At 39.3% G+C, this 22,745-nt stretch carries 16 protein-coding genes and 1 pseudogene; 2 read left to right on the forward strand and 15 right to left on the reverse strand.

Features of this window, described 5'->3' with window-relative positions; translation table 11 throughout:
* Positions 1 to 458: 458 nt before the first annotated feature.
* The 9 genes from MKX62_RS23010 to MKX62_RS23050 form a co-directional block, all read right to left on the reverse strand.
* Positions 459 to 1,103: a TVP38/TMEM64 family protein gene (locus MKX62_RS23010; RefSeq protein WP_340742438.1), complete on the reverse strand. Its 645-nt coding sequence runs from the start codon at positions 1,101 to 1,103 to the stop codon at positions 459 to 461.
* Between the two features lie 363 nt (positions 1,104 to 1,466).
* A complete protein-coding gene (locus tag MKX62_RS23015; RefSeq protein ID WP_067210880.1) occupies positions 1,467 to 1,844 on the reverse strand; it encodes a PH domain-containing protein in 378 nt (125 codons plus the stop codon).
* A gap of 494 nt (positions 1,845 to 2,338) precedes the next feature.
* Entirely contained in the window at positions 2,339 to 3,781 is a 1,443-nt protein-coding gene (locus MKX62_RS23020; protein WP_340742439.1) for an S-layer homology domain-containing protein, read from the reverse strand.
* 458 nt (positions 3,782 to 4,239) lie between these two features.
* Complete coding sequence (locus MKX62_RS23025; RefSeq protein ID WP_340742440.1) at positions 4,240 to 5,589, reverse strand: S-layer homology domain-containing protein; 1,350 nt, start codon at positions 5,587 to 5,589, stop codon at positions 4,240 to 4,242.
* 194 nt (positions 5,590 to 5,783) lie between these two features.
* Entirely contained in the window at positions 5,784 to 7,262 is a 1,479-nt protein-coding gene (locus MKX62_RS23030; RefSeq protein WP_340742441.1) for an S-layer homology domain-containing protein, read from the reverse strand.
* A 204-nt stretch (positions 7,263 to 7,466) separates the two neighbouring features.
* The gene (locus tag MKX62_RS23035; protein WP_340742442.1) at positions 7,467 to 8,540 is read right to left on the reverse strand and encodes a S26 family signal peptidase; all 1,074 of its coding nucleotides are present in this window, start codon (positions 8,538 to 8,540) and stop codon (positions 7,467 to 7,469) included.
* The gene (locus tag MKX62_RS23040) at positions 8,537 to 9,040 is read right to left on the reverse strand and encodes a sigma-70 family RNA polymerase sigma factor (protein ID WP_338655994.1); all 504 of its coding nucleotides are present in this window, start codon (positions 9,038 to 9,040) and stop codon (positions 8,537 to 8,539) included. The genes MKX62_RS23035 and MKX62_RS23040 overlap by 4 nt, the downstream gene beginning before the upstream one ends.
* Before the next feature lie 20 nt (positions 9,041 to 9,060).
* Positions 9,061 to 10,332, reverse strand: a complete 1,272-nt coding sequence (locus MKX62_RS23045; RefSeq protein WP_340742443.1) for a polysaccharide deacetylase family protein — start codon at positions 10,330 to 10,332, stop codon at positions 9,061 to 9,063.
* Between the two features lie 322 nt (positions 10,333 to 10,654).
* Positions 10,655 to 11,365 (reverse strand): LysM peptidoglycan-binding and 3D domain-containing protein, encoded by a 711-nt coding sequence (locus MKX62_RS23050; protein WP_340742444.1) that lies wholly within the window; start codon positions 11,363 to 11,365, stop codon positions 10,655 to 10,657.
* Positions 11,366 to 11,959: 594 nt separating this feature from the next.
* On the opposite strand from MKX62_RS23050, the gene MKX62_RS23055 reads away from it, so the two are divergent.
* Positions 11,960 to 13,162 (forward strand): AI-2E family transporter, encoded by a 1,203-nt coding sequence (locus MKX62_RS23055; protein ID WP_340742445.1) that lies wholly within the window; start codon positions 11,960 to 11,962, stop codon positions 13,160 to 13,162.
* A gap of 538 nt (positions 13,163 to 13,700) precedes the next feature.
* Here the strand turns inward: MKX62_RS23055 and MKX62_RS24525 are convergent.
* The 5 genes from MKX62_RS24525 to MKX62_RS23075 form a co-directional block, all read right to left on the reverse strand.
* On the reverse strand, positions 13,701 to 13,967 hold the full coding sequence (locus MKX62_RS24525; RefSeq protein WP_445683561.1) for an MmyB family transcriptional regulator: 267 nt from the start codon (positions 13,965 to 13,967) through the stop codon (positions 13,701 to 13,703).
* 96 nt (positions 13,968 to 14,063) lie between these two features.
* Positions 14,064 to 14,264: a cold-shock protein gene (locus MKX62_RS23060; RefSeq protein WP_025783429.1), complete on the reverse strand. Its 201-nt coding sequence runs from the start codon at positions 14,262 to 14,264 to the stop codon at positions 14,064 to 14,066.
* A gap of 248 nt (positions 14,265 to 14,512) precedes the next feature.
* Positions 14,513 to 15,751, reverse strand: coding sequence for an NADH:flavin oxidoreductase/NADH oxidase family protein (locus tag MKX62_RS23065; protein ID WP_340742446.1), 1,239 nt, complete (start codon positions 15,749 to 15,751; stop codon positions 14,513 to 14,515).
* 183 nt (positions 15,752 to 15,934) lie between these two features.
* Complete coding sequence (locus MKX62_RS23070; protein ID WP_340742447.1) at positions 15,935 to 18,967, reverse strand: efflux RND transporter permease subunit; 3,033 nt, start codon at positions 18,965 to 18,967, stop codon at positions 15,935 to 15,937.
* 401 nt (positions 18,968 to 19,368) lie between these two features.
* Positions 19,369 to 20,217: a pyridoxamine kinase gene (locus tag MKX62_RS23075; protein ID WP_340742626.1), complete on the reverse strand. Its 849-nt coding sequence runs from the start codon at positions 20,215 to 20,217 to the stop codon at positions 19,369 to 19,371.
* 203 nt (positions 20,218 to 20,420) lie between these two features.
* On the opposite strand from MKX62_RS23075, the gene MKX62_RS23080 reads away from it, so the two are divergent.
* Positions 20,421 to 20,969 carry an ECF transporter S component gene (locus MKX62_RS23080; protein WP_340742448.1) on the forward strand — a complete coding sequence of 183 codons (549 nt, stop codon included), beginning with the start codon at positions 20,421 to 20,423 and terminating at the stop codon, positions 20,967 to 20,969.
* 102 nt (positions 20,970 to 21,071) lie between these two features.
* Here the strand turns inward: MKX62_RS23080 and MKX62_RS23085 are convergent.
* Positions 21,072 to 22,459 (reverse strand): annotated as a pseudogene (locus MKX62_RS23085) (DHA2 family efflux MFS transporter permease subunit).
* Positions 22,460 to 22,745: the final 286 nt, after the last annotated feature.

The following is a 22,745-nucleotide window of genomic DNA, read 5'->3' on the forward strand; positions in this document are numbered from 1 at the left end:
CTTAAAATTGGATTTCACTTCAAAGCTGTCTATTATGCAGCTCAGTACTAGCAGCTAGTCCTAGGACAAAAGTTGAACTTGAACCCGAAGCTGTCTATCCAAACCATATTTCGGATTGTTCCCTACAATGGTAACATAAGCGCAACTGTTAACATCGCACGAAACGCTTCCGAATCACTAAATTCGCCAATTCCTTTATCCACTATTCTCCTTGTTGGAGTAACGCGCCCGTTTGCTTAATAGCGATGCTTCATCTCTGATTGGTAGTTTTATACAAAATTGATGATAATTTGTTGTCAATCAACGAAACAAACTGATTAACTAGTTACATGATCTAATCGTTAAATAACAAGATTAAAAAAATCAGACAACATATCACTGTCTGATTTCCCGCTACTGACTTAACATTTTAAATTTGAACTATGAATCCATATTTTATGGTTTAATCAAATTGTTTTTTAGTTCTTTTTTCGCAAAGTAACTTTTTTAAAATAGTAATATACAATGAATCCTGAAAGAATAATGATTCCAGTCACATATTCATTGAAACCTTGTGAAAGCAATCCTGCCTGAATAAGAGTATAAACAAAGAATATAGTAATATTTCCCAATGCTGTTGCGATAATAAAATATGAAAGTCGAATGGTACTAACACCTGAAACACCGTTAATGATACTTGTAGGAGCAAAAGGAAATATTCTTGCCCCAAATACATACCATAGTCCACTCTGTTCTACTTTACTAATATTGGACAAATTAACTTTTTTCAGTACAAAATCTTGAAGGACATATCGAATACTTAGAAATACAATTATCGCACAGAGAATGCTCGTTAATATGCTCCACACGATACCTAATTGAAAACCAAAAAGAGTATTATTTATCAAAATGACAAGGAAAAGTGGTATTACAGGAAATGTATTATGAACCAACATAATCATGAAGGTAATGAACAAAGTGAAAGCTTTATTATCTCCTAATATAGAAGTGATAGACTCAATATTTCCGGAGATAATACTGCGAAATAAATCGGTATTTAAATTAACGAAGAACAAGATCATAATTACGAGAAAAATAATTGTCGCTTTTTTCCCCCTGTTCAATAAGCTCACCCTTCCTCGAAAACAATGCTTTAATTTTATATTCATCCTAGTGTTGATCTACCGTCAGGAATAGAAGTCCAATATTAAAGGCAATCGTTGATTACGGCCACTTGTGACATCTTATTTACCAGTCCACTCCAAGGGATTTACCACGCCACGCCAAATGTATTTGCCAGTTGTGTAATACAATGTAGAAGTACAGACCTTTGCAACAAATTTGTACAGTTATATGTTGACATTAAGAATCCACTCAACAATGCTCGGCGCTTTGGGATGCCTCCCGCAATAAGCCAGACAGATGGAAGTTAAGGAATGATACTAAACGCTTAATTGTATACATTGGATAGGTCCACATTATCAAGTTCATTTCAAAACATATTCTGCTAGCACGCTTTGTACTTTATAAACATTCAAGGATTTATTGAATTTCTTTTGAATTGGTACAGAACTCCCCGATAGCCAGATTTTCAGTTCAGCCTCCAGATCAAACGTTCCTGCAGTTTCTATCGAGAAATGTACAATACTTTTGTACGGAATGGAATGATACTCAACTTTCTTTCCTGTGACGCCCTGTTTATCTACAAGAATTAGACGTTTATCCGTAAATATCAACAGATCTCTAATCAGTTTATATGCATGCTCTACCTTTTCAGTAAGTGCTAGTAAATCCTTCATTTCCTTCTCTACTTTGCTCACTTCAATTTCAGATACATTCCCCATTATGCCGTCAAAAATACTCATTATTATTCCTCCAATTCATAGTGTTTTCTAAGCCTCTATTAAAAGGTACCCAGTACTAATACATTATATAATTGCCTCGGGACCAGATTCGTTAAATTATTGAACCATTCTCCCACATTATAATACTCATCTGAATCAATTCATCCCGGTCAATCATTCGGACATCATTTCATTTCGCTAACATCAAAGACTGTTTCGTATATATTCTGTTAGCAACCACCCATGCAGCTCTAGCATTATACATCTTAATCGCTGGAATCACTTCCTGAATCAACTTTAACACCAACTGGCTTTAAAGAGGTAGCTCCGTGTCAGACACAATGACGAACACTTCACATTTTCAAGTAATTATGCACAAAGTAAAGAAAAACTGCATGGATGTTGATTTATTTTGTATTATTTAGAAATACTTGTATTTCTTTACTGAATAGGTACCTAAAATCTAAAACCCCTTAACCAATTTACATAGGCTAAGGGGTTTCGGTGGTTCAATATTAGTAATCTTCATTTTGTTTGGAAGCATTTACATTTATAATAGACCCCAGTTTGCGGACTTGTATGTCAAATCGATCAACAGCGGCTTTGCTGTTAGGGAAAACGATTTGCAGTTTGCCTTCCGATACACCGGTGATGTGGAATCTGTTGGAGTTTTTATCCCTCGAAATGATGGCAATCTTTTCGCCACCTTTTGGCATAACATATTCCCCAAATTGATCGGCCGTACCACCAAGATCGATTGTGAAAGTTGGTTTTTCTTCAAGCTTATGGACAGATAAATAAAAGGATGGCTTATAGACGGATGCAGCAACCGCATGGCGAGCTTTCTTTCCACTAGCGTATTGGACTGTCGCGATATATTCTCCCGGATCATCTATTGAAAAACACTCGGGAGCGGCGTGGAGAGGATGGTAATCACAAGATTTTAACTTAACTTCCTGTTGGATTGTTTCACCTTCCATCGTGGCAAGTGAAATATTTTTCACCTGTTCTCCCGATGAGCTTAAGAGAACTTCAGTCGTAAGGATGTCTTCTGACTCTTCCAATGTAATTTTTAATTGTTCGTCTTCTTTCGTCACATGTACATAATACTTCCTATAGTCGTCATGCGAATCCACACCTGTTATAGGATCCCTTGTACTTCCCGTCATAGAAAGCGTGGTAGTACCTTCACGCATAGGAACAAGTTGAATTTCTTCCCAGTTGAACTTATCACTTGCAACCGTATGAATGATGTTGTCTTGGTCATGGTAGCTCGAGTATGAATAGATGGAATTCCAGCCATAGTCAGCTGCTTTAAGCGTAACGATTGACGCTTTCACTTTCTCCGCTTTTGTAATGAGTACTGCAGCCTGTGCTCTTGAAATCGGTGCATTGGGGCTGAATGTTGTTGGAGTGGTCCCTGATGTGATCCCCATTTTGTACAGAATGTTAATAGTCGTTTGGTGACTGGCCAAACGTTGGGTATCCGTGAATGGATTTTCACTACTACTGTAGTAATAGGGAGGAAAACCAAAAGCTTTTACAAGAATGGAAGCCATTTGCGCCCGAGTAATCGAATCATTCGGTCCGAATCGTCCATCCCCGTAGCCATTAATAACGTCTGCATTGGCAAGTGCTGCAATTGCACCATAACTCCACTGAGACGACGCCACATCCTTGAATTTAGGGTCTTTGACATTCTTCGTATCATACTTCAACAGCTTCGCGATAATGGCAGCTGCCTGTCCGCGTGTGATGGATGCGGCAGGCTTGAATGTACCATCCTCGTACCCACTTATGATGTTTCGATTTGCAAGTTCATAAACCGCACTCGCATAATGTTTGGTAGTCGGCACATCCGAAAAATCGCTTGAAATTTCCGCACTAGCCTGCGAGACTAACAAACTGCCTGCAATTGCAAGTGCCACCACAGTCAACTTTACCTTTTGGATGAACATTTTATCAACTCCTCTGGAATTTATTAATATAGTAAAAGAGGTACTCATGTCAGACAGAAAGACAAACAATTCACATTCCCATGTAATTTTACAAAGAATCGAGAATAACCGAATAGGTATTGATTTACTTTGTATTATTATAGAATTGAGTTGTCTTTACTGAATAGCTCTGCGCACGGGTACCTAAAATTGAGTGAATGGAAAACCAGATTTGTGTCTTTATATAGTAAGCGGTTGGTTGACGGCTTCTTTTTCTGGACAAATAACACCTGGTTTTCCGAATATTAAAGAGGTACCTGTGTCAGACAAAAAGACGAGTAATTTACACATGCAAGTAATTATGCAAAAATTAAAGAAAAATCGCATAGGTGTTGATTTACTTTGCATTATTATAGAATTGTATTCTATTCCCTAAATAGTTTCGCGCACAGTTATCTAAAAATAGTGAAGTCTTTTTATCATTTCTTCAACGAATGTTTCTTCCCTTTCGTGTCTGTCACAATCAACTGCGTATCCGTCACTTCCATCCGTTTCCCAAGGATATTCGACAACTTGATTGTTTTTTTATCCAGTAAACTGTACTTGAAGACGCCTTTTTTATTGAAATAATACATCGTGGAGTGGTCTTGCAGCACGGAGAGGAATTCTCCGCCCGCTTCGCGATTTCTATGGACATCAAAAAGGTCAAATGTTGCACGTGCGTCAAAAGTAAATTCCTTCCTCTTTTCGCTGCTGCCATCCATCGCTGTGGAATAAAACACTAGCGTACTGTCCTTAAAATCATCCGGACCAATCGCGCGTGGACCCATATCTGTGTAGAAGATCCGGTCATTCCAAACAAACATATTACTCATCTGGCTCGGCTCTTTCATTTTCACCAAATCTTGTCCATCAATCTTCATCTTCATCACAGCGTAAGCGAATGGTAATTCATCCGCTTCATGAAATCCGCCGCTATAGTATGGGATGAAAATCTCTTCGTTATAGACAATAAATCGGGTATCTGAAAATAAGTATAAAGCACTGGAATAATCCCAACTGCTTATCGGTACGTCTTTGGACTTTAATAACACTTCACGTTTGTCGGTTGCCATATTTTTTTTGATAAGTTCAGAATACCCAACCTCATCCAAATCAATGAAATAGGTAAAGCCATCCTTTTCAACGGTTTTCCCTTTCGTGCTGACATATGAACGATAGCTACTGAGCTTCATCTTATCATCCATGGCACGGACTAAAAATGCCGAAAACTGTGCACGCGTGACAGAGTCTGATGGCATATATTTGCCGTTCGATCCGCCCGCGACACGCTGTTTTGCGATTCCGTTGATGTCTTGATAGGCCCAGTGTGACGGTGTGACGTCAATAAATGTTGCTTGCTTGTCGAGCGGCATGTCGAACGCGCGACGCAGGATCGCGGCCATTTGCGCGCGAGATGTTTTTTCACCAGGACGCATGTAGCCATTGTCGCCGCGGAGAATTCCTTTTTCATTCACCGTCGCCAGGATCTGATAATACGGTGATTTTTTGGATACGTCTTTGAATGCGACGGAGGTATTTTCCGCTAGTGGCATTTTTAATGCCTTGATGAGCATCGATGCGGCTTGCGACCGGGTGATTGGCTCATTCGGCTTGAATGTGCCATCCGGATAGCCGCCGATAATATTTCGGTCGGATAAATACATGATTTCATTTTTCGCCCAATGCTTACCCACGTCGGAAAACTGAGTGGCAGCCTGTGCTTGAAATGGGATCGCAGCGAAAATGAGCAGTAGAGCCGTCAATACGGCAGTCAGTTTACTTTTCAAAATGATAGAACCTCCTATTTTTTAATAAGGTGCCTGCGGAAAGAAATGATTCATTCCACAGGCACCTTAAATCCATACTGTTGAGTGGTTGGAAAACCACTATGGTATCTCCATATAAAAAGCGGTACCAGTGTCTAATACAGTTCGAAATTGTGATGGATGCTGGTACCCTAAATTCATTTATACTCCTTCCATCAGTGGTCCACGTAGACATCCTTGTACATACCAATATTCATAATAGGGCCTAATTGCTCTACATACACATTGATGCCTAGGAAATAATTGTCGGTATTGTCCGGGAACTTAATGGAGAATGAACCTGCTTTCTTGGCATCAGCGCGGAACAAGTTACTTTCTGGATCTCTTGTGACCACGGCAATCTGCTCGGCATCTTTTGGTAGTACATGTCTTCCTATCTCCCCATCTGCTCCCAAATTCAATGTCGCGGACGTCTTTTCCTCTAATATCCGCATGCTGAAATAAAAACTCGGAGCGGAACTTTCCACCACCATGCCATACCGTACTTCTTCTCCATCAGCAAAACGGACAGTGGCGATATACCGACCCGGTTTATCGATTCCGATACGGATATTATTATACTTGCCATCCTGATTGACCTCTTCAGCATCGTAGCAATCAGAGGGACTGTTCGAGAGACATTTGCTGAACTTCACGTTGTCAGACAGCTTCTTTCCATCCATCGTGGAGAGCGAAACGTTCTGGACTTGTTCTTTAACACTGATTATAGCTGGTGTAGTTAGAAAATCTTCGGTCTCTTCCAATGTCAACTTCAGCTCGCCATCGACTTCTTTGATATGCACATAATACTTTTGGTAGTATTTCTTATCCGGATTTCCCGAATACACTAAAGCGACACTAAATGTACCCGTCCCTTCTTGTAGCGGGACTAAGTGGATCTTATCCGCCGTACGGCTATTGGGTTTATCGCTTCCTACCACTGCATGGAACAAACCGGTATCCTTATGATTGGAATCGAACATTTTAAACTGTTCCCACTTGTAGTCGCTTGCCCGCACCGTAACAATCGGCGCCTTCGCTTCCTCGGTCGCCTTCAGCATTTTAGCCGCTTGTCCTCTTGTAATGGACTCATTCGGGCTGAACCTGTCAGCAGATTTTCCTGTAGTAATGCCAAGTCTGTAGATGGTCAAAATATTCGGATCATGACCTGTCCCACGTTTCACATCTTCGAATGGACTTTTATACGACGTGAAGTCATAACGCGGCAAATCGAACGCTTTAACGAGAATCGAAGCCATCTGTCCACGTGTAATTGGATCGTTCGGACCATAACGTCCATCCCCATAGCCGCTGATGATGCTTTTTTCCGCCATAGCTGCAATGGCTTTGTAGTAGCCGTTCGCTTTCGGGACATCTTTAAACCCTGGATCTTTCACTTTAGAGGTGTCCAACTTGATCATCTTCGCGATGATTGCGGCCGCCTGTCCTCTTGTGATAGAGTTTCCGGGTTTGAATGTGCCGTCCGGATAGCCTCCGATAATATTGCGTTCCGCCAAATTATAGACTGCTTCTGCAAAATGTTTTGATGATGGTACGTCTGAAAATCGCTCTGTGCTTGCTGCAAACGTGCCGGATAAAGGCAGACCGCAAGCGAGCAATAGTGCGCCGAGTACCATAATAAGTTTCTTCCTCACTCGCATTCTTCCTTTCTATTCTAGTAGTAGTTTTTGATATAGAAGAAACTATTCGCTATTACCAATGTTTTTCAAACTAGCTGATGGAAAACCAGGTTGGTGTCTCTATATAGTGAGCGGTTGGTTGACGGCTACTTCTTCTGGACAGCTGCCAACCTGGTTTTCCGAAAAAAATTATGGCGGGGTTCCCATACCCCTCCTTTGCTATTCTGCTATCACCCAACGATCTGAGCCTGCATCCTGCTTCATTGTAAACACCCGCTCCGCTACCCCTTCTCGCTCATATTGGTAGTGGATTTCAAGCTCATTCTCAGAAACAGGAGCCGTTTTCCGATAAGATGCCTCTAAAAAAAGTTCACCTAACCGGCTAATTTGTGTAAACGCAGGCGTTTCCGGCAAATTGCCGAAGCCCAACAGTTCGTCATACAAATACAAATCAAAATATTGCTCCGGTGTATATTCACCAGTAAGCTGTCCGGATAAATAATCCATATACATCGAATGGGTACGCTCTTCCGTTGCTATGCCTACAACTTCTCCATAAATTTTATGCACTGGGGTAATCGCTGCCCCCTGCACCGTTTTACTTGCTGGAAAATGGTTCACTAATAAATATTCGCGCGCATTCAACAGCTGGTCGTAACCTCCTACAATCGCGATTCCCTGTTTTTCATAACGATCCCTAATTTCAGATGGCAACGGTTTGCCGTTTATCTTCAACTGGCCGTTTTTCAGCACGACACGATCTCCCGGGACCGCAATCACCTCGTAGTAGGCATCCATATATGTCGGTAAATGGCTAGTCGTATTTGTCATCGTGCGTACAATGTCGCCCGCCTCATAGACAACCTCATCGAATAAATTCGCTTTGCGCTCAATGACCGTATGGAATGCATCCGAACTCCCTGTTAATGAAAATTTTTCTTTATCCACATAATATAGACCGTCGACTTGATCAAAATTCGGAAGTGACGCAAATTCCTCATAATCAACTGATGACAGTTGATTCTTCTTCTGCAGTGCCGAGATTTGCGCCAAGTCATCCAGTGGATCATATGGGACACCTGGTCCCTTATTTGAAGAAAGAAAATTCAGAGGGTCGATTGTGAGTATAAAAAACAGTGCAACTACAGGTATCGCCGCAGAGACAAATAGCACTTGCCAAGAAAACTTTTTAACCGGTGGCCGTACACGTTCATGTACACGCTGCTTTATCCGCCTTTCCTGCTTCGATGTATCGCCCATCATTTGATCGAGCTTACTTTTAAAATCGCTCAATTGCTCTCTACCTCCCCGTCCTCTTCCTCAAAAAATTCCTTTAGCTGCTGCTTTGCCCTTCGCAGCCGTGTTTTTACGGTATTTTCATTCAGCTGCAGATAGTTTGCTATTTCCGCTATAGATTGCTCGTCATAATAAAATAATATTAAAGGCTCGCGGTATTTTAACGGAAGCAGGAAAAGATTTTTTTCAAGTGTTGCCAGCCGCTCTTGCTCCAACACTACTTCTTCTGCGCCTTTTGCCGAAACAAAGATTGTATCGAACAGTACATCTTTTTTATGCTTCCACGAGCGCAAATAATCTTTTGCACGATTGGCTGTCATTTTCGTTAAATAGGTCTTCAAGGATGCCTCATTGCGAAACTGGTCACTCTTTTGAAAATACGTAATAAATACTTCTTGTACAACATCCTCCGCAGTCGACCAATTCTTCACATATAAATAAGCGATACGCACTAAATAACGCGAATGCTCATCGATTATTTGATCAATAGTACTCATTTACAAACCCTCGCCCTCTTCTACGGCCACGTCATATCCCCCTCCACATACGCAACAAATTGCTCAAACGACTTTTTTTCTGTTATTCCATATCGGCATACTTCATAATTTGAAGTCTTCCTATTTGCATACCCTTCGGTCGTCGTAAAGCCAATCAGCACCCCTGCCTCTTTAGCCGCCGCGATGAAATCCTCAGTATAATGCCCATACGGATAGGCTAATGAAACCGCTGCCGGCACTTGCTCAATATTTTGCCGTAAATCCAAAAGAATCTCTTCTTTTGAACGATCTAACGCAATACCTTCACCTGAAACCTTATTAAGTGAATGCAATTCATATGTATGTGCTTCGAACTGGAAAACATCCGCCAGCTCTTCTAAATCTGCAGCAGTAAAAAACTGCAGCGGACCTTCCGCATCAAACAGCTGCGCTCCCTGCGCCCGATCCGTACGTGAGGAAATAATGTGCTGAAGCGCACGAAACCCGTATTGCTTCAAAACGGGATATGCATACTCCTTCGTTGACAATAACCCATCATCGAATGTAATGAGCACTGCTTTGCTCGGTACAACAAGGCGCCCTTCCAAATAATCATACAGCTGATGTGCCGTCAGCGTCTCGAAATGATGATCCGCCAAGTACCCCATCTGCTGCTCAAATGCTTCCAATGAAATCGTACTATCCATCGTTCTCATCGACTCGCGAGGCAAAACCTGATGGTATACAAGCACCGGTAGACCCGTATCCATTGCAACGGACTGCTTAGAAATATATCCTGGTCGCTCTCCTATTGTAAGGATATACCAATCCTCTTCCTCCCGTACAATCGGATAGCGAAACCCTTCTTCCAACTCCAGTATAACGCTGCTCTGCAAATCAGCATCCTCGTAAACTGCCGTTTTTTGCAGCGTATGAACCGCAGCCAACCGCTCCGTATGTACAACTGTCGAAAGCCTCTTTTTTTCAACCATCGCCTGCCCCTTACGGACAAAGGCTGTCATATTTCCCAATCGAAGCTCATAATATGCCTCATCCTCACCTGTGATAGCAACGGGCTGATCCGCCTCCAACTCGCCAATCTGCGTCAAGGCCGCCCCTTTCATGTAAATCGGCTGACGCTCCTGCACTGTCAACACCCGTTCAAATACCCGCTTCGTGACAAACCGCTCCGCTTCCTTACCCTGCGCAAACACTCTTCCTTGCGATTCAACCAAAATCCATATCGCACCAATACTCATTATAAATACAATCAAGCAAACAACAAACGACAATTTACTGGAAATCTTCCTCATTCCTTTACCTCCACTGTCTATTAAGCAACGTACAGACGTAGGTTTTCAGAAAAAGTTTCAAAAGTTTTTTAGGGATGGGAGAATCTATGCTGAAGCCGGGTGACTGCACGCAAAGATGAGGATACTTCATAGGTTAATCCCTCATTTGAATTAGCTTTTGTATTTCTTGATAAATAAGTCCGTTTGTCATTTGTTTAGCCCATCGCCCGCAGGTATTTGAAGATACGCAAAAAACTCAGCCCTTTTTACGTACAAGGCTGAGTTGCATTCTTTTCTTTACAATTTCAGTAAAACTTCTAACTACCAGTAATCGGTAATAGTATCAATCTAGAACTTTAATCGTAACCGTTTTACGTCCCCAATTTAGTGCGTCTTGCTCATTTTCCATAAAGACATCAATTCTTTTCCCCTTAATAGAACTGCCAGTATCTCCCGCAATGGCTTCTCCGTACCCTTCAACCCACACGCGTGTTCCTAGCGGGATTATTGTAGGGTCAACCGCAATGACCTTTTTGTCAGGATTTGAACGCAAGTCAATACCCGATGCCGTTACACCCGAGCATCCTTCACAATAAGCGGTATACGCTGTTGCTGAAACTGTCATTTCATTAGTTGCTGAAGCAACAGCTTTCCTTGTAACATTGTTAGTAGATGAATTTGCTGAAGCTGTTTTTGACCCTTCTACTACTAATTTTTCTCCTGGGCGGATGATATCACTTGAAATACCATTCTTATTCTTTAATTCATCCACTGAGAGGTTGTTATTTTTCGCGATTTCGAAAAGAGTATCACCTTTCACAACTACGTGTACTTCCATCTTATCTTCCACTTTTAGTTTTTGTGACGGATAGATACGAGTAGAATTTAATCCGTTCAAAGTTTGTAATTCTTCTACGCTTACATTAGCCTCTTGTGAAATAGACCATAATGTCTCTCCCGATTCTACCGTATGGACGCTAGATGCAGATGCTTGACCCGCCGCCCCTACTGATAATGTTGCTAGTGCCGCTAGTGCAATGATGTGTTTTTTCATGTGATGAATTTCCTCCCTTTCACTAACCTGCATTAGCATAACACCCGCAGATATCATAGCCGTTACAGAATTGTGTGCAGGAGATATCAATCGCGTGACACTATTCACCTCATTGATTTATTTGTAATATAAAGAGCAGGAGTGACTGGGTTTTAGTACGAAATTGAATGCAATCTATTAATGTATAAATATTACAAATAAGTGGGAATTATAATAGAAAGGGATTCTGTCTTCGAAAAAATCATTTGAACAAACTGATTTAGATGACACAGATATTGCAGTAACCTGATTTAAAGAGTGTTTAGTGATTGTTACCTATATAACAATCACTAAACACTTTTAAGCAATCACACTAAAAGTAAAGACAAACCGTATAGGTGTTGATTTACTTTATATTATAATAAAATTGTGTTTTTTTACTGAATAGGCACCAAAAACTAAGTCGTACGACCAAGTAAATTTGCTAAGTCATCCGTGTTCAGTTCAATAAGGCGCAGGCTAAGAAAGATGCAGAAGTTTTGTATTTCCATCGTAGTGGGAGACGGTCATGGTACAATGTGGTAAACAGTCATTGTGAAGTAGGAGGCATGGAACATGGAGCAAGAAAAAGACAAAGTTAGTGTTAAAAGTGCAGCTACTTGGTTTTGGAAATGGTTTTTAAATAATAAAGTTGTAACAATTTTATTGGTCTCATTATTGGTTTTGCTAAATCTCCTTGTATTTTCTAAAATCACGTATTTATTTAATCCAATCAAAGGATTTTTCAGTGTGATTGGTTTACCCATTTTAATGGCGGGTATTTTATTTTATTTGGTAAATCCTTTGATTGATTGGATGGAAAAAAAGAAAATCCCACGTATTGCTGGAATCGCGATTGTCTTTATGATTATTATTGGCTTGGTTGTGTGGGGGATTATCATTCTAATTCCAATCATACGTGAGCAGACAATGAGTCTAATTGAAAACTGGCCGAATTATTGGGACAAGGTCATTGCTCAATTCGATAATTTATTGAGAAGTAATATATTTTCCCAATTACAGGTTCAATTGACCGATGTAAATCAAAGCATTATAAAATCTATTTCTGAGCAGGCAAACAGTGTCGTGAATTCAACCTTTTCCGGAATTGGTAGTGTGCTAGGAACAATGACTAATATTGTAATTGCCCTTATTACGATGCCAATTATTTTGTTCTTTCTATTAAAAGATGGTCGAAATTTACCTTACTATACAATGAAACTTATTCCGACGAAGTTGCGATTAAGTACGTATAACTTATTAAAAGAAATCAATACGCAAATTAGTCAATATATCCGCGGCCAGTTATTGGTAGCTTTTTTTGTTGCATTAATGTTCTGGATTGGGTTTGCAATTATCGGTCTTGAATATGCAGTGTTACTAGCAATATTAGCTGGTGTATTAAATTTAGTGCCCTATTTAGGTTCTTTTCTGGCAATTATTCCAATCTTAATCATCGCATTAGTGTCTTCACCTGGGATGCTTGTAAAAGTAATAATCGTTTTTGCCATTGAACAAACTCTTGAAGGACGGCTAATACAACCATTAATTTTAGGCAGTAATTTGAAAATACATCCAGTAAGCATTATTGTAGTCTTGCTGACGGCTGGGAAATTATTTGGTATTCCTGGAGTGATTCTTGGTATTCCAGCGTATGCCGTAATGAAAGTGATTTTTGAGCATCTATTTATACGGTATCAGACATATTCAGGCTTATATGAGCAGGACTATAATCCCGCCCCTAAACCAAGCACGCCTATTGAGAAGAGAAAAAAATAAGTGGCTGTGCAGGATGCAATACAGATCATCTATTATTTATTCATGCGACAAAATCATTTCTATTAACGAATAAAAGAGGTGCCTGTGTCAGACACAAAGAATAAAACTTACACATTCAAGTAATTATACAAAAGGTAAAGGGAAATCACATAGGTATTGATTTACTTTGTATTATTATAGAATTGTATTTACTGAGTAGCGCCGCTCGGGTACCTATTTTTTTCCAATCTTTCTATAAAAGTACACTTTATAAACGAAAAGGGAGACAAGATGTGCTTTGATTAGCCTCTTCTCTCCCTTTGTATTTAAGCAGCTCTTTGATAAGCCATCATTTGTAAACTTGTATCCATACGAAAATCTGATTTTAGCCTTACGAAACAGCCTATTGAATGCAACATTTTTTCAAGCAAAATCATCGTGCATTGCATGTTCAAAGGAGATAGTTTGTTTCTAAGAAAGGACAGGAACATATTAGGTTAAATTATAAAAATTTAAGAAAGAGGAATATACATACACCAATTCAAATCCTCATCACCGTCTACTCATAATGAAGAGTGAATTCGGTATTGTTTGATTTGGCCTTGATCATCTCCTCTAGAAATAAAACTAACCTTCTTTTGCTCGATATGATGTTTTTCCATAGGGATTTGAAGACTTGACTTTGTTCTTTTAGCTTTGCCAGAAGATCATTCAAAATCTCATCCTCTGGAAAACGATCATAAATACTTCTCCAGACAGCAACCGAATAGGCTGAAAGTTCCTCTAAGTTTTGTATGCGATCTCGAAATTTTTTTCTGAAAACAATAGTTGAATCAAATGCCGCTCATCATAGCAGGGTACCTATTATTAATTTAAGCAAATAAAAAAAGACCCTACTTGTAGGGTCTTTTTCTAGCTATTATTAAGCTTTTTGAACGTTTGTAGCTTGTAGGCCACGTTGTCCTTGTTCAATTTCAAACGTTACACTTTGACCTTCGTCTAAAGATTTGAAACCTTCGCTTTGGATTGCTGAGAAATGTACGAATACGTCCTCTCCTGCTTCACGCTCGATGAATCCAAAACCTTTTTCTGCATTAAACCACTTAACTGTACCTTGTTCCATAATTGTTGCCTCCTAGTGCGGATATCCACACAATGTGTTACTACCCTTGCTCAAATACTTAGACGAAAAACAAAATCTTTTCTCAATCTGAAAACGAACAAAAATAACTCTTTCTTAGAATAACAGATATATGTTAAAACAGCAAATGGTCCTGCTCTAAAAAGGGGTATCAGATACAAAGACGAACTACTTACACTTTTGAATAATTATACAAAAAAATAAAGAACTACACACCATAACGGTATCGTCTATGCTCTTCTTCTAAAGAAGACACTACGACCATTCCCTAGAAGATTTTGTATTAAAGATATCCAGACATTATGGTCAGGGTTTGGAGATTTAGATTTCCCCATTCTTGCTAACTGCTGTTCATACCAACCAATTTCTAACAAGGAAGCACTCTTGTCTATTCGTTTAATCCCCGTTCGGATTGGTTTTGCATGAACGGTTTCATAACTGCCATTAAAGATTCTATTTGCCAAGTCCGGCACTAAGGCAAAAGGTCTTGCAATTCCAACCATATCAATTTCTCCGTTCGCAATAGCTTCTTCCATGCCTTTTTGAGTACGAAAGCCGCCTGTGACTACTATTGGAGTAGTGATTAATGCCTGAGCCTTTTTTGCATAGTCTATAAAATACGCTTCTCTTTTTTTTGTAGTTTCTTTTACATCTACACCCATCATTATCGGATTCTCGTAATTCCCCCCAGAAATTTCAATGAGATCAATCCCTAATTCGGACATTTTCTGAAGAACTTCCATGGACTCGTCTTCAGTGAATCCACCCTTTTGAAAATCAGCTGAGTTAAGTTTAATACCGATTGGAAATGATCTCCCGACTTGTTTCCGGATTTCTTTATACGATTCTTCCAAAAACCTCATTCGATTTGCTAAGGTTCCTCCCCATTCATCTGTTCGCTGATTGTGGTAAGGGGATAAAAACTGGTTGAAAAGGTATCCGTGTGCTGCATGGATTTGAACACCTGTAAAGCCTGCTTTTTTCGCAATTCTTGCTGCTTCTCCAAATCGGTTAATCAAGTCTTCAATTTCAGACACCTGAAGAGCACGTGGTTGGTTAAAGAATCGTTTTAAACCTCCTGTAAGAGGAACTGCACTTGGTGCTACAGGTTCTTTTGAAATCATTTTTGGTGACTGCTTCCCTGGATGATTAAGCTGCATCCAAAGGTGAGTCCCATTTTCAGTTCCCGCTTTCGCCCACTTCATTAACATCTTTAAATCACGTTCATCTTCCAAAGCAACGTTATTCGGCTCTCCTAAAGCATTTCGATCTATCATAACGTTACCTGTCATGACAATACCCGCACCCCCCTCAGCCCAGGTTTTATATAAAGTAACCAATGATTCAGTTGGATTTTGATAAACCGTTCCCAACGCTTCACTCATGGCAGATTTAAAAATTCTATTCTTAATGATTGTTCCATTTGGAAGTGGTAGAGAAATACCCAAAACGGACTTTGATTGATTCATTTTTAGCATGTCTCCTTACTATTTCAGATATGTAGAAAACGCAAAGGTATTGATTTATTTTGTATTATACAATTGTATTGTAAACGCTGAATAGTGTCACGCAGGTGCCTAAAATTTAATAAGAAGCAAGAACGAACAATAACAAACAGACCAATAGCGTTTAAGCTAAGGTCTGGTTTTTTATTATATAGAAATATCTTGTTCAGCAGCCTGACTAATTCGCTGTTTCTTAGACTTTCTAAAATAAAGCAATTCATATATACAAGGGATAACAATCAGAGTTAGCAGGGTCGCCATGGCTAATCCACCGATAACAACAATCGCGAGACTTTGTGATACTAAACTTCCTGTTTCTGCCTGTTTCACTAAAAGTGGAAGCATCGCACAGATAGTTGCAATCGCGGTCATGAAAATCGGTCTCATCCTTGTTGCGGTTGCTTCAACAAGCGCATCACGAATAATCATTTTTTGTTCATTTTGTTTTACTCGGTCTAAAAGTACAATCGCATTTGTTACGACGATACCAATTAGCATTAATGCTCCTAGAAGTGCCGTGATATCAACTGGTATTCCACTGATAAGAATTCCTAAAATGGCTCCTATTGCAGCTAGTGGTAGAGAGCAAAGAATAGCGATTGGCGCTTTGATTGACTTAAATGTGATAACCATTATTAAAAATACAATCCCGATGGAAACAAGCATAATGAGAAATAAATCTGTAAAATCATCTGCTTGTTGGCTACTTGATCCTCCAACTAGAACATCGACATTCTCCGGAAGATCTATGCCTTTTTTGTCATTGTTATCGCCGGAAATTTCTAGATTTACTGCCTTCGAAATTTCCGATAGCTTTGCTGGATCAACTGAAGCTGTTACTCGGAGGTAGGCATCCCCATCTTTATGGAACTGGTTAGTTGAACGCTCTTCACTTTGTAACTTAGCAATGGATGATACAGGGACAAGACCCGTATCAGTCATGACTGGTATATTTTCTATGTCTTCAGGTGTTTTTGTATCTAGGAGAGGTTCTAGAAATACAGTTTTTTGTTTATCATCTAAACTAATCGTTCCAATTGGTGTCTTATTTAACATCACTCCTAACTGTTGTGCAATTTGTTCTGTGTTTCCTTTTGTTGGGTCTACAACGAGGGAGTATACTGTTTTCTTTTCATCTTGATTGGTCGTAACTTCCTCTACGCCTTCAAGGATCTGTACTTTTTCTTTTATAGTAGTTGCCACATCTTCTAAATCTGCTAAATTATCACCTACTACATCAATGATAATATTCGTACTTGCTCCTCCCATCATAAAGGAAGAGGTAGTTACTTCTAAGAGGGCATCAGGATATTGATCTTTTTTCTTTTCCATTTCTTTTACGATGTGTTCTGTATCATTTTTATCTTCTAATAAAATAGTGAAGGTTGCTTCAGTCTGTGATCCAACCCAGCCATATTGTGCCGCTTCAGCTGGAGAACCCACCTGTGAAAAAACATGTTTTACTTCATCCATTTTTTGAATAGATGACTCCAGTTCCATTGTTTTTTCCTTTACTTTTTCAAGTGATGTATCATTCGGGTAACTTAGCGTGGTCAAGACATAGTCTGCAGAGGAGCTATCAACTGCACCTTTTGGGATGACAAAGTAAGTAGCGATGGATCCGATGAAAAGGAAGATGGAAATCGAGAAGACAATCCATTTATGGTTTAAGGACCATGTAACCATTTTCGGAAAACGAACGGCAGGCTTATATTCAGGCAACTTAGTATTCTTCAATAATCCCGCACTCATTAACGGAACAACCGTCAAAGCGACGAGCAGAGATGCGAGCAAAGAATAGGTAACCGTTAAAGCGAATGGTAAAAGGAATTCTTGAAGGCCCCCATTTAATAAGCTCATCGGTAAGAATACGGCTACTGTTGTTAATGTAGAAGCAGTAATAGCGACTCCTACTTGTTTCGTTGCATCAATAATCATTTGGACGGAGAATTTCTCTGTTTGCATTTTGCGAAAAATATTTTCGATGACGACAATACTGTCGTCAACTAGACGCCCAACTGCAACAGCGACACCGCCAAGTGTTAAAATATTCAATGTCACCTCAGACCATGACAGTAGAAATAGTGTGAAGCAAAGGGATAAAGGAATCGATACAATGGTAATAAAGGTAGAACGGATATTTCGTAGGAAGAGCATAATGACAATCGCTGCAAATAGTGCGCCAAGGAGTACTTCTTTTATCATCGTGTGAACAGAATTTTCTACCAAATCAGCAGAGGATATATAAATAACAGATTCTTGCTGATTATACTTTTCATTGATTTCCTTTGTTACTTTTTCAATTTCTTTGCTAATAGTCACTGCATTGGATTGACTATCCTTTGTGATGCTAATATCTAAGCTATCCTTACCGTTGAAACGGCTAATGAAATTCGCATCTTTTGTTTCTTCAACCGTTGCAATATCCGCAAGCGTTAAATCAGGTGTAATCGTTAAACCTTTCAATTTTTCGATGCTTGTTAAATCACCTATTACTTTAATATTACTTGTTTTTCCATCGATCATCTTTTCACCGACAGCTACAGCAGTATTTTGACCTTGAAGAATCCCCATAACCGCTTGAAGAGAAATCTGATTTTTAGCTAATTTTCCATCATCAATCTTGACTGAAATGATGGAATCTGTAATCCCATAGACATCTACTTTGGAAACCCCTTTAATTTCTTGATAGAGAGATGGAAGTTTTTCACGTGCAAAATCCAGATTTTCGGTAGTCAAACCTTCATTAAAGCTGACGGCAATGTTAGCAATTGGAATCATAGAAGTATTTAGCTGTGAGATTGTCGGCTTGGAGAGATAGAGAGGCAAGGCTACATTGCTTAACGCTTCTTGTACGTCCTGTTTGGCTTGTTTCATATCAGTTCCTGCCTCGAAGAACAGATCCACTTTTGAAAATCCATCTCCAGTTGTAGAATAGACGGATGTTTTACCATTTAATCCGGTAATCGCTCTTTCAATCGGAATGGTTACTTCGGATTCCATTGTTTTGGAGTCAGTTCCCTGCCCCATGGAAATAATAGTGACTTGCAGATTATCGGCAGATGGTAAAAACTCCATAGGTAGTCTAAAATAACTGACGACGCCTATCACTATTATTAAAATGGTTAATGCAGCTACAGCGGCCCTGTTACCAAAAGCCCATTTGGTAAATATCGACATAGAAAGTCTCCTCCTAAAAACTAAAGTAATTCAAAAAATCAGACTTGAAAGTATATGCTCCCTTCCTTCGTTTTAGTTGCATCTCTATTGTATAAAATAGGAATATATTCCACATTGAACCTTAGTATTATCCTTTTCTAAGACCTAAGGCGTAGCGATAATGGGTAGCAGGTTCTCATTGAATTTCGAATAGTTTCAGAACCGGATACTTTAAATTAATGATGTGTGGAATAAAGCTCTTTATTACGCAAAAAGCAGTATACCTCCCTATTCCAAAGGAAGTATACTGCTCTTGTACGTATTGTTAAACCATATTGTAGGTCATGATAGATGACAGTCACACTTTCAATTCAGAAACGACTCCGAACATCGGCCGGAATTTCCAGGTAACTGTCAATCACCTAAAGCAACATTCGCAAAAATTGTTCGAAATTCACGCCTGCCTCGTTCGGAATTTGATCTTTTGACGTAGCTTCAATCGCAGCGGCTAAAAACGCCTCCGCAAGCTTCATGGACTCCACTATGTCCTGTCCGCGCATCATTCCACCCATTATGACCGATGCAAACAAATCACCAGTTCCCGAATAACTCTCGCCATTATAGTCACGGATACTATAAAATGTGCGATTTGCATCGACATACATATTGCCTACATAGCGTTTGTTCGCATCTGCTGGCGGCGGATTCAAACCAGTAATTATGACGTTCGCCCCTGTTTCATGCTGTAGCTGATGGCCCGCCTCCTCTAGCACCTGAATATAATCTGACTCATTTTGATAGTTCTGTAGCTTCTCATACGACAACCCTGTAAGCAAGCAACACTCTGTACTATTTGGCGTAATAATGTCAGCGGACTTCACTAAATCCTTCATACGATCAAGTAACTCGCCTGTAAACATTTTATATACCTCGCCCGTATCGCCCATTACCGGATCGACAAGCAGCTTCGTTTCACTCGAATGAAACACGTGTAAAAACTGAAATATGTTATCAATTTGCTCTTTTCCTGTCACAAAGCCTGTATGTATGCCATCAAAGGTTGCACCAAGCTTTCTCCATTCCTCCACAAAATAGTCCATTTTTGACGTTAAATCCTCACAATAAAAGCTTGGATACCCAGTCTGCGCCGTTAAAATCGCAGTTGGCAATGGAACTGCCTGTACACCCATCACTGATAGCACAGGAATTGCAGCCGTTAACGAGCACTTCCCAAAAGATGACATATCCTGAATTACAGCAACTTTTTTAATCACATTCGCCACCTAACTAATCCTACTTGTACTCTCTTCATCGTATCATAATAATGCAGAGGCGAAAATGCACCAAAAACTATTAATTTACAGACAAAACAATCTGACCCTTTACACTTCAATGAAATTGACACTTTAACAATAGTCAGCTCTTTGCTAAAGTTAAAGCAACCAAAATATTCATTAAAGTGAGGAAGATGCAGATGCAAAATATACAAAAACAAGCCTATATAAAACCACGAACGAAAACATTTGATTTAGTCATTACCGCAATTTTAGCAGCACTTATTTTCACCGCAACATTGATTAATATTAAGTTACCATTCGGGCAAGGTGGACTGATTCACTTAGGGACATCTATGCTTTTCATGGCAGCGATTTTATTCGGTCCTAAAAAAGGGGCACTTGCTGGAGCAATCGGAATGGGCTTATTCGATATCTTAGGTGGCTGGGCAATTTGGGCACCAACGACAATTATCTCCCGCGCATTACAAGGCTTAATTGTCGGGAAAATCGCTTGGTCTAGTGGCCATAGAGGCGACAATATGGGGTTAAACATTTTGGGAGCAGTTGTTTCAATGCCCGTGATGATCGCAGTGTACTATATCGGGCAAGCGATTATGTTCAAAAGCTGGATTGCTCCTATGGCATCAATTCCTGGAGACATCATCCAAAACGTTGTAGGTTTGCTTATAGCTATACCAGTATGTATCGCACTGAAAAAAACACCGTACTTCAAAAAGAAATTTTAATACGTACAACTGAAACACGCCATCTTGCTGTTTTGCTGACAGCATAGATGGCGTGTTTTATTTTTCTAAAATACAATTCAAAACAGGTACCTAAAATTCACTTTAACTTGTCTTTTTCGGCGTGAACCATGTGATAATGAACACTATTATAGAGATAACAAACATATAGAAGTACGTGTTACTCGCCGCACTACTATAACCTGTCGTAGATTCTAAAGAAACATCCAATAATTGAATAGAATAAATCGTCATGATAACTGCTGTACCAATTGCTCCAGCTAGTTGGCGAATTGTGTTATTAATCGCCGATCCATGAGAGGCTAATTCTCTTGGTAATGCATTTAAAGCAGCTGTGTTTAACGGCATCGTAATAAACGCCAAACCAATACGTAATAAAATTGTACGAACTAAAATATATGCTGTTGTTGTTTCTGGTTATAAATTCATAACTGCATACATCGATATCGCAATTAAACCCGTTCCTAAAATGAATAAAGGTTTTGCCCCATATTTATCGAATAGCTTACCTGTTACTGGGGAAAGCGTTGCATTGATAATAGCTCCCGGTAATAATAACAATCCTGCTTCAAGTGCTGTAAACCCTCGTCCATCCTGCAAATAAATCGGCAGTAATATTAAATCGGCATACATTAAAATTGTAATCGCAATATTAACTACTGTCGTCATAGTAAATATTTTAAATTTGAAGACATTTAAATTCAATAAAGGTTCAGTAGCCTTTATTTGTCGATGACAGAACAATATCGTTACAAGCAAACCTCCGACAATTGATGTAATAACGATTAAATCATCCCACCCTCGGCTGCCTGCACTGCTAAAGCCAAATAGAACGAATCCAAAGCCAACAGTTGAGTAAATCACACTGACTGTGTCGAGCTTTTCTTTTGACGACGTTTCAGCAACATTAACTAAATACTTACTTGCTATAATAATAATCAATGTTACGAAAGGAATCATGATGATAAATAACCATCGCCAAGATAAATACTCTAAAATAAATCCTGCTAATGTTGGTGCAATTGCTGGCCCAAAAATAATGGCGAAGCCAACATTCCCCATAATTGTGCCACGTTTTTCCGGAGGGTATAAATATACAATGACAGTCATCATTAATGGAATGATAATACCAGCACCCACAGCTTGAACCATTCTACCTGTTAATAGTACACCAAAATTATTCGCACATGCTGCGACAATAGAGCCGATTAGTAAAATAACAATGAGCTGATAAATAACTGACGTGTTGAAAAACGTTTCATTAAGTAAGCTGTAATGGGTACTAACACACCGTTTACAAGCATAAAGCCTGTGGCTAACCATTGAATCGTTGCAGCATTCACATCAAAAACAACCATTAAATCACTAAATGCAACGTTTAACAATGTTTGATTTAATGTAGAAAAAAAGGTTCCTGTTATCATGATGATAAGTAGCAATTTTTTAGTACTACTCGATATTTCATTTTGCATATAAAATCCCTCCCCATATAGTACCTGTTATCGACGAATTGTCTAAAAAACAGCATAGCAGAAGAAGAAAAAAACCCATATACAATCAGGTCATTTCTGTCGATTAGCAGAAAATTAAATATAAAAAGGCTATGTTAAAGGGAAAGGTTGATTAATCTTAAAACGGAATGAAGAACACACTTCACATAATTAAAAAATGTTTAACCTCAATTGGATATTTATGTTAAAATAAATCTAAAGATTGTGAATAAAAGTATTGCCACTAACGGAGCGGTTTAGTGAAAGA

The sequence above is a fragment of the Sporosarcina sp. FSL K6-5500 genome, assembly GCF_038005665.1.
GTDB lineage: Bacteria > Bacillota > Bacilli > Bacillales_A > Planococcaceae > Sporosarcina > Sporosarcina psychrophila.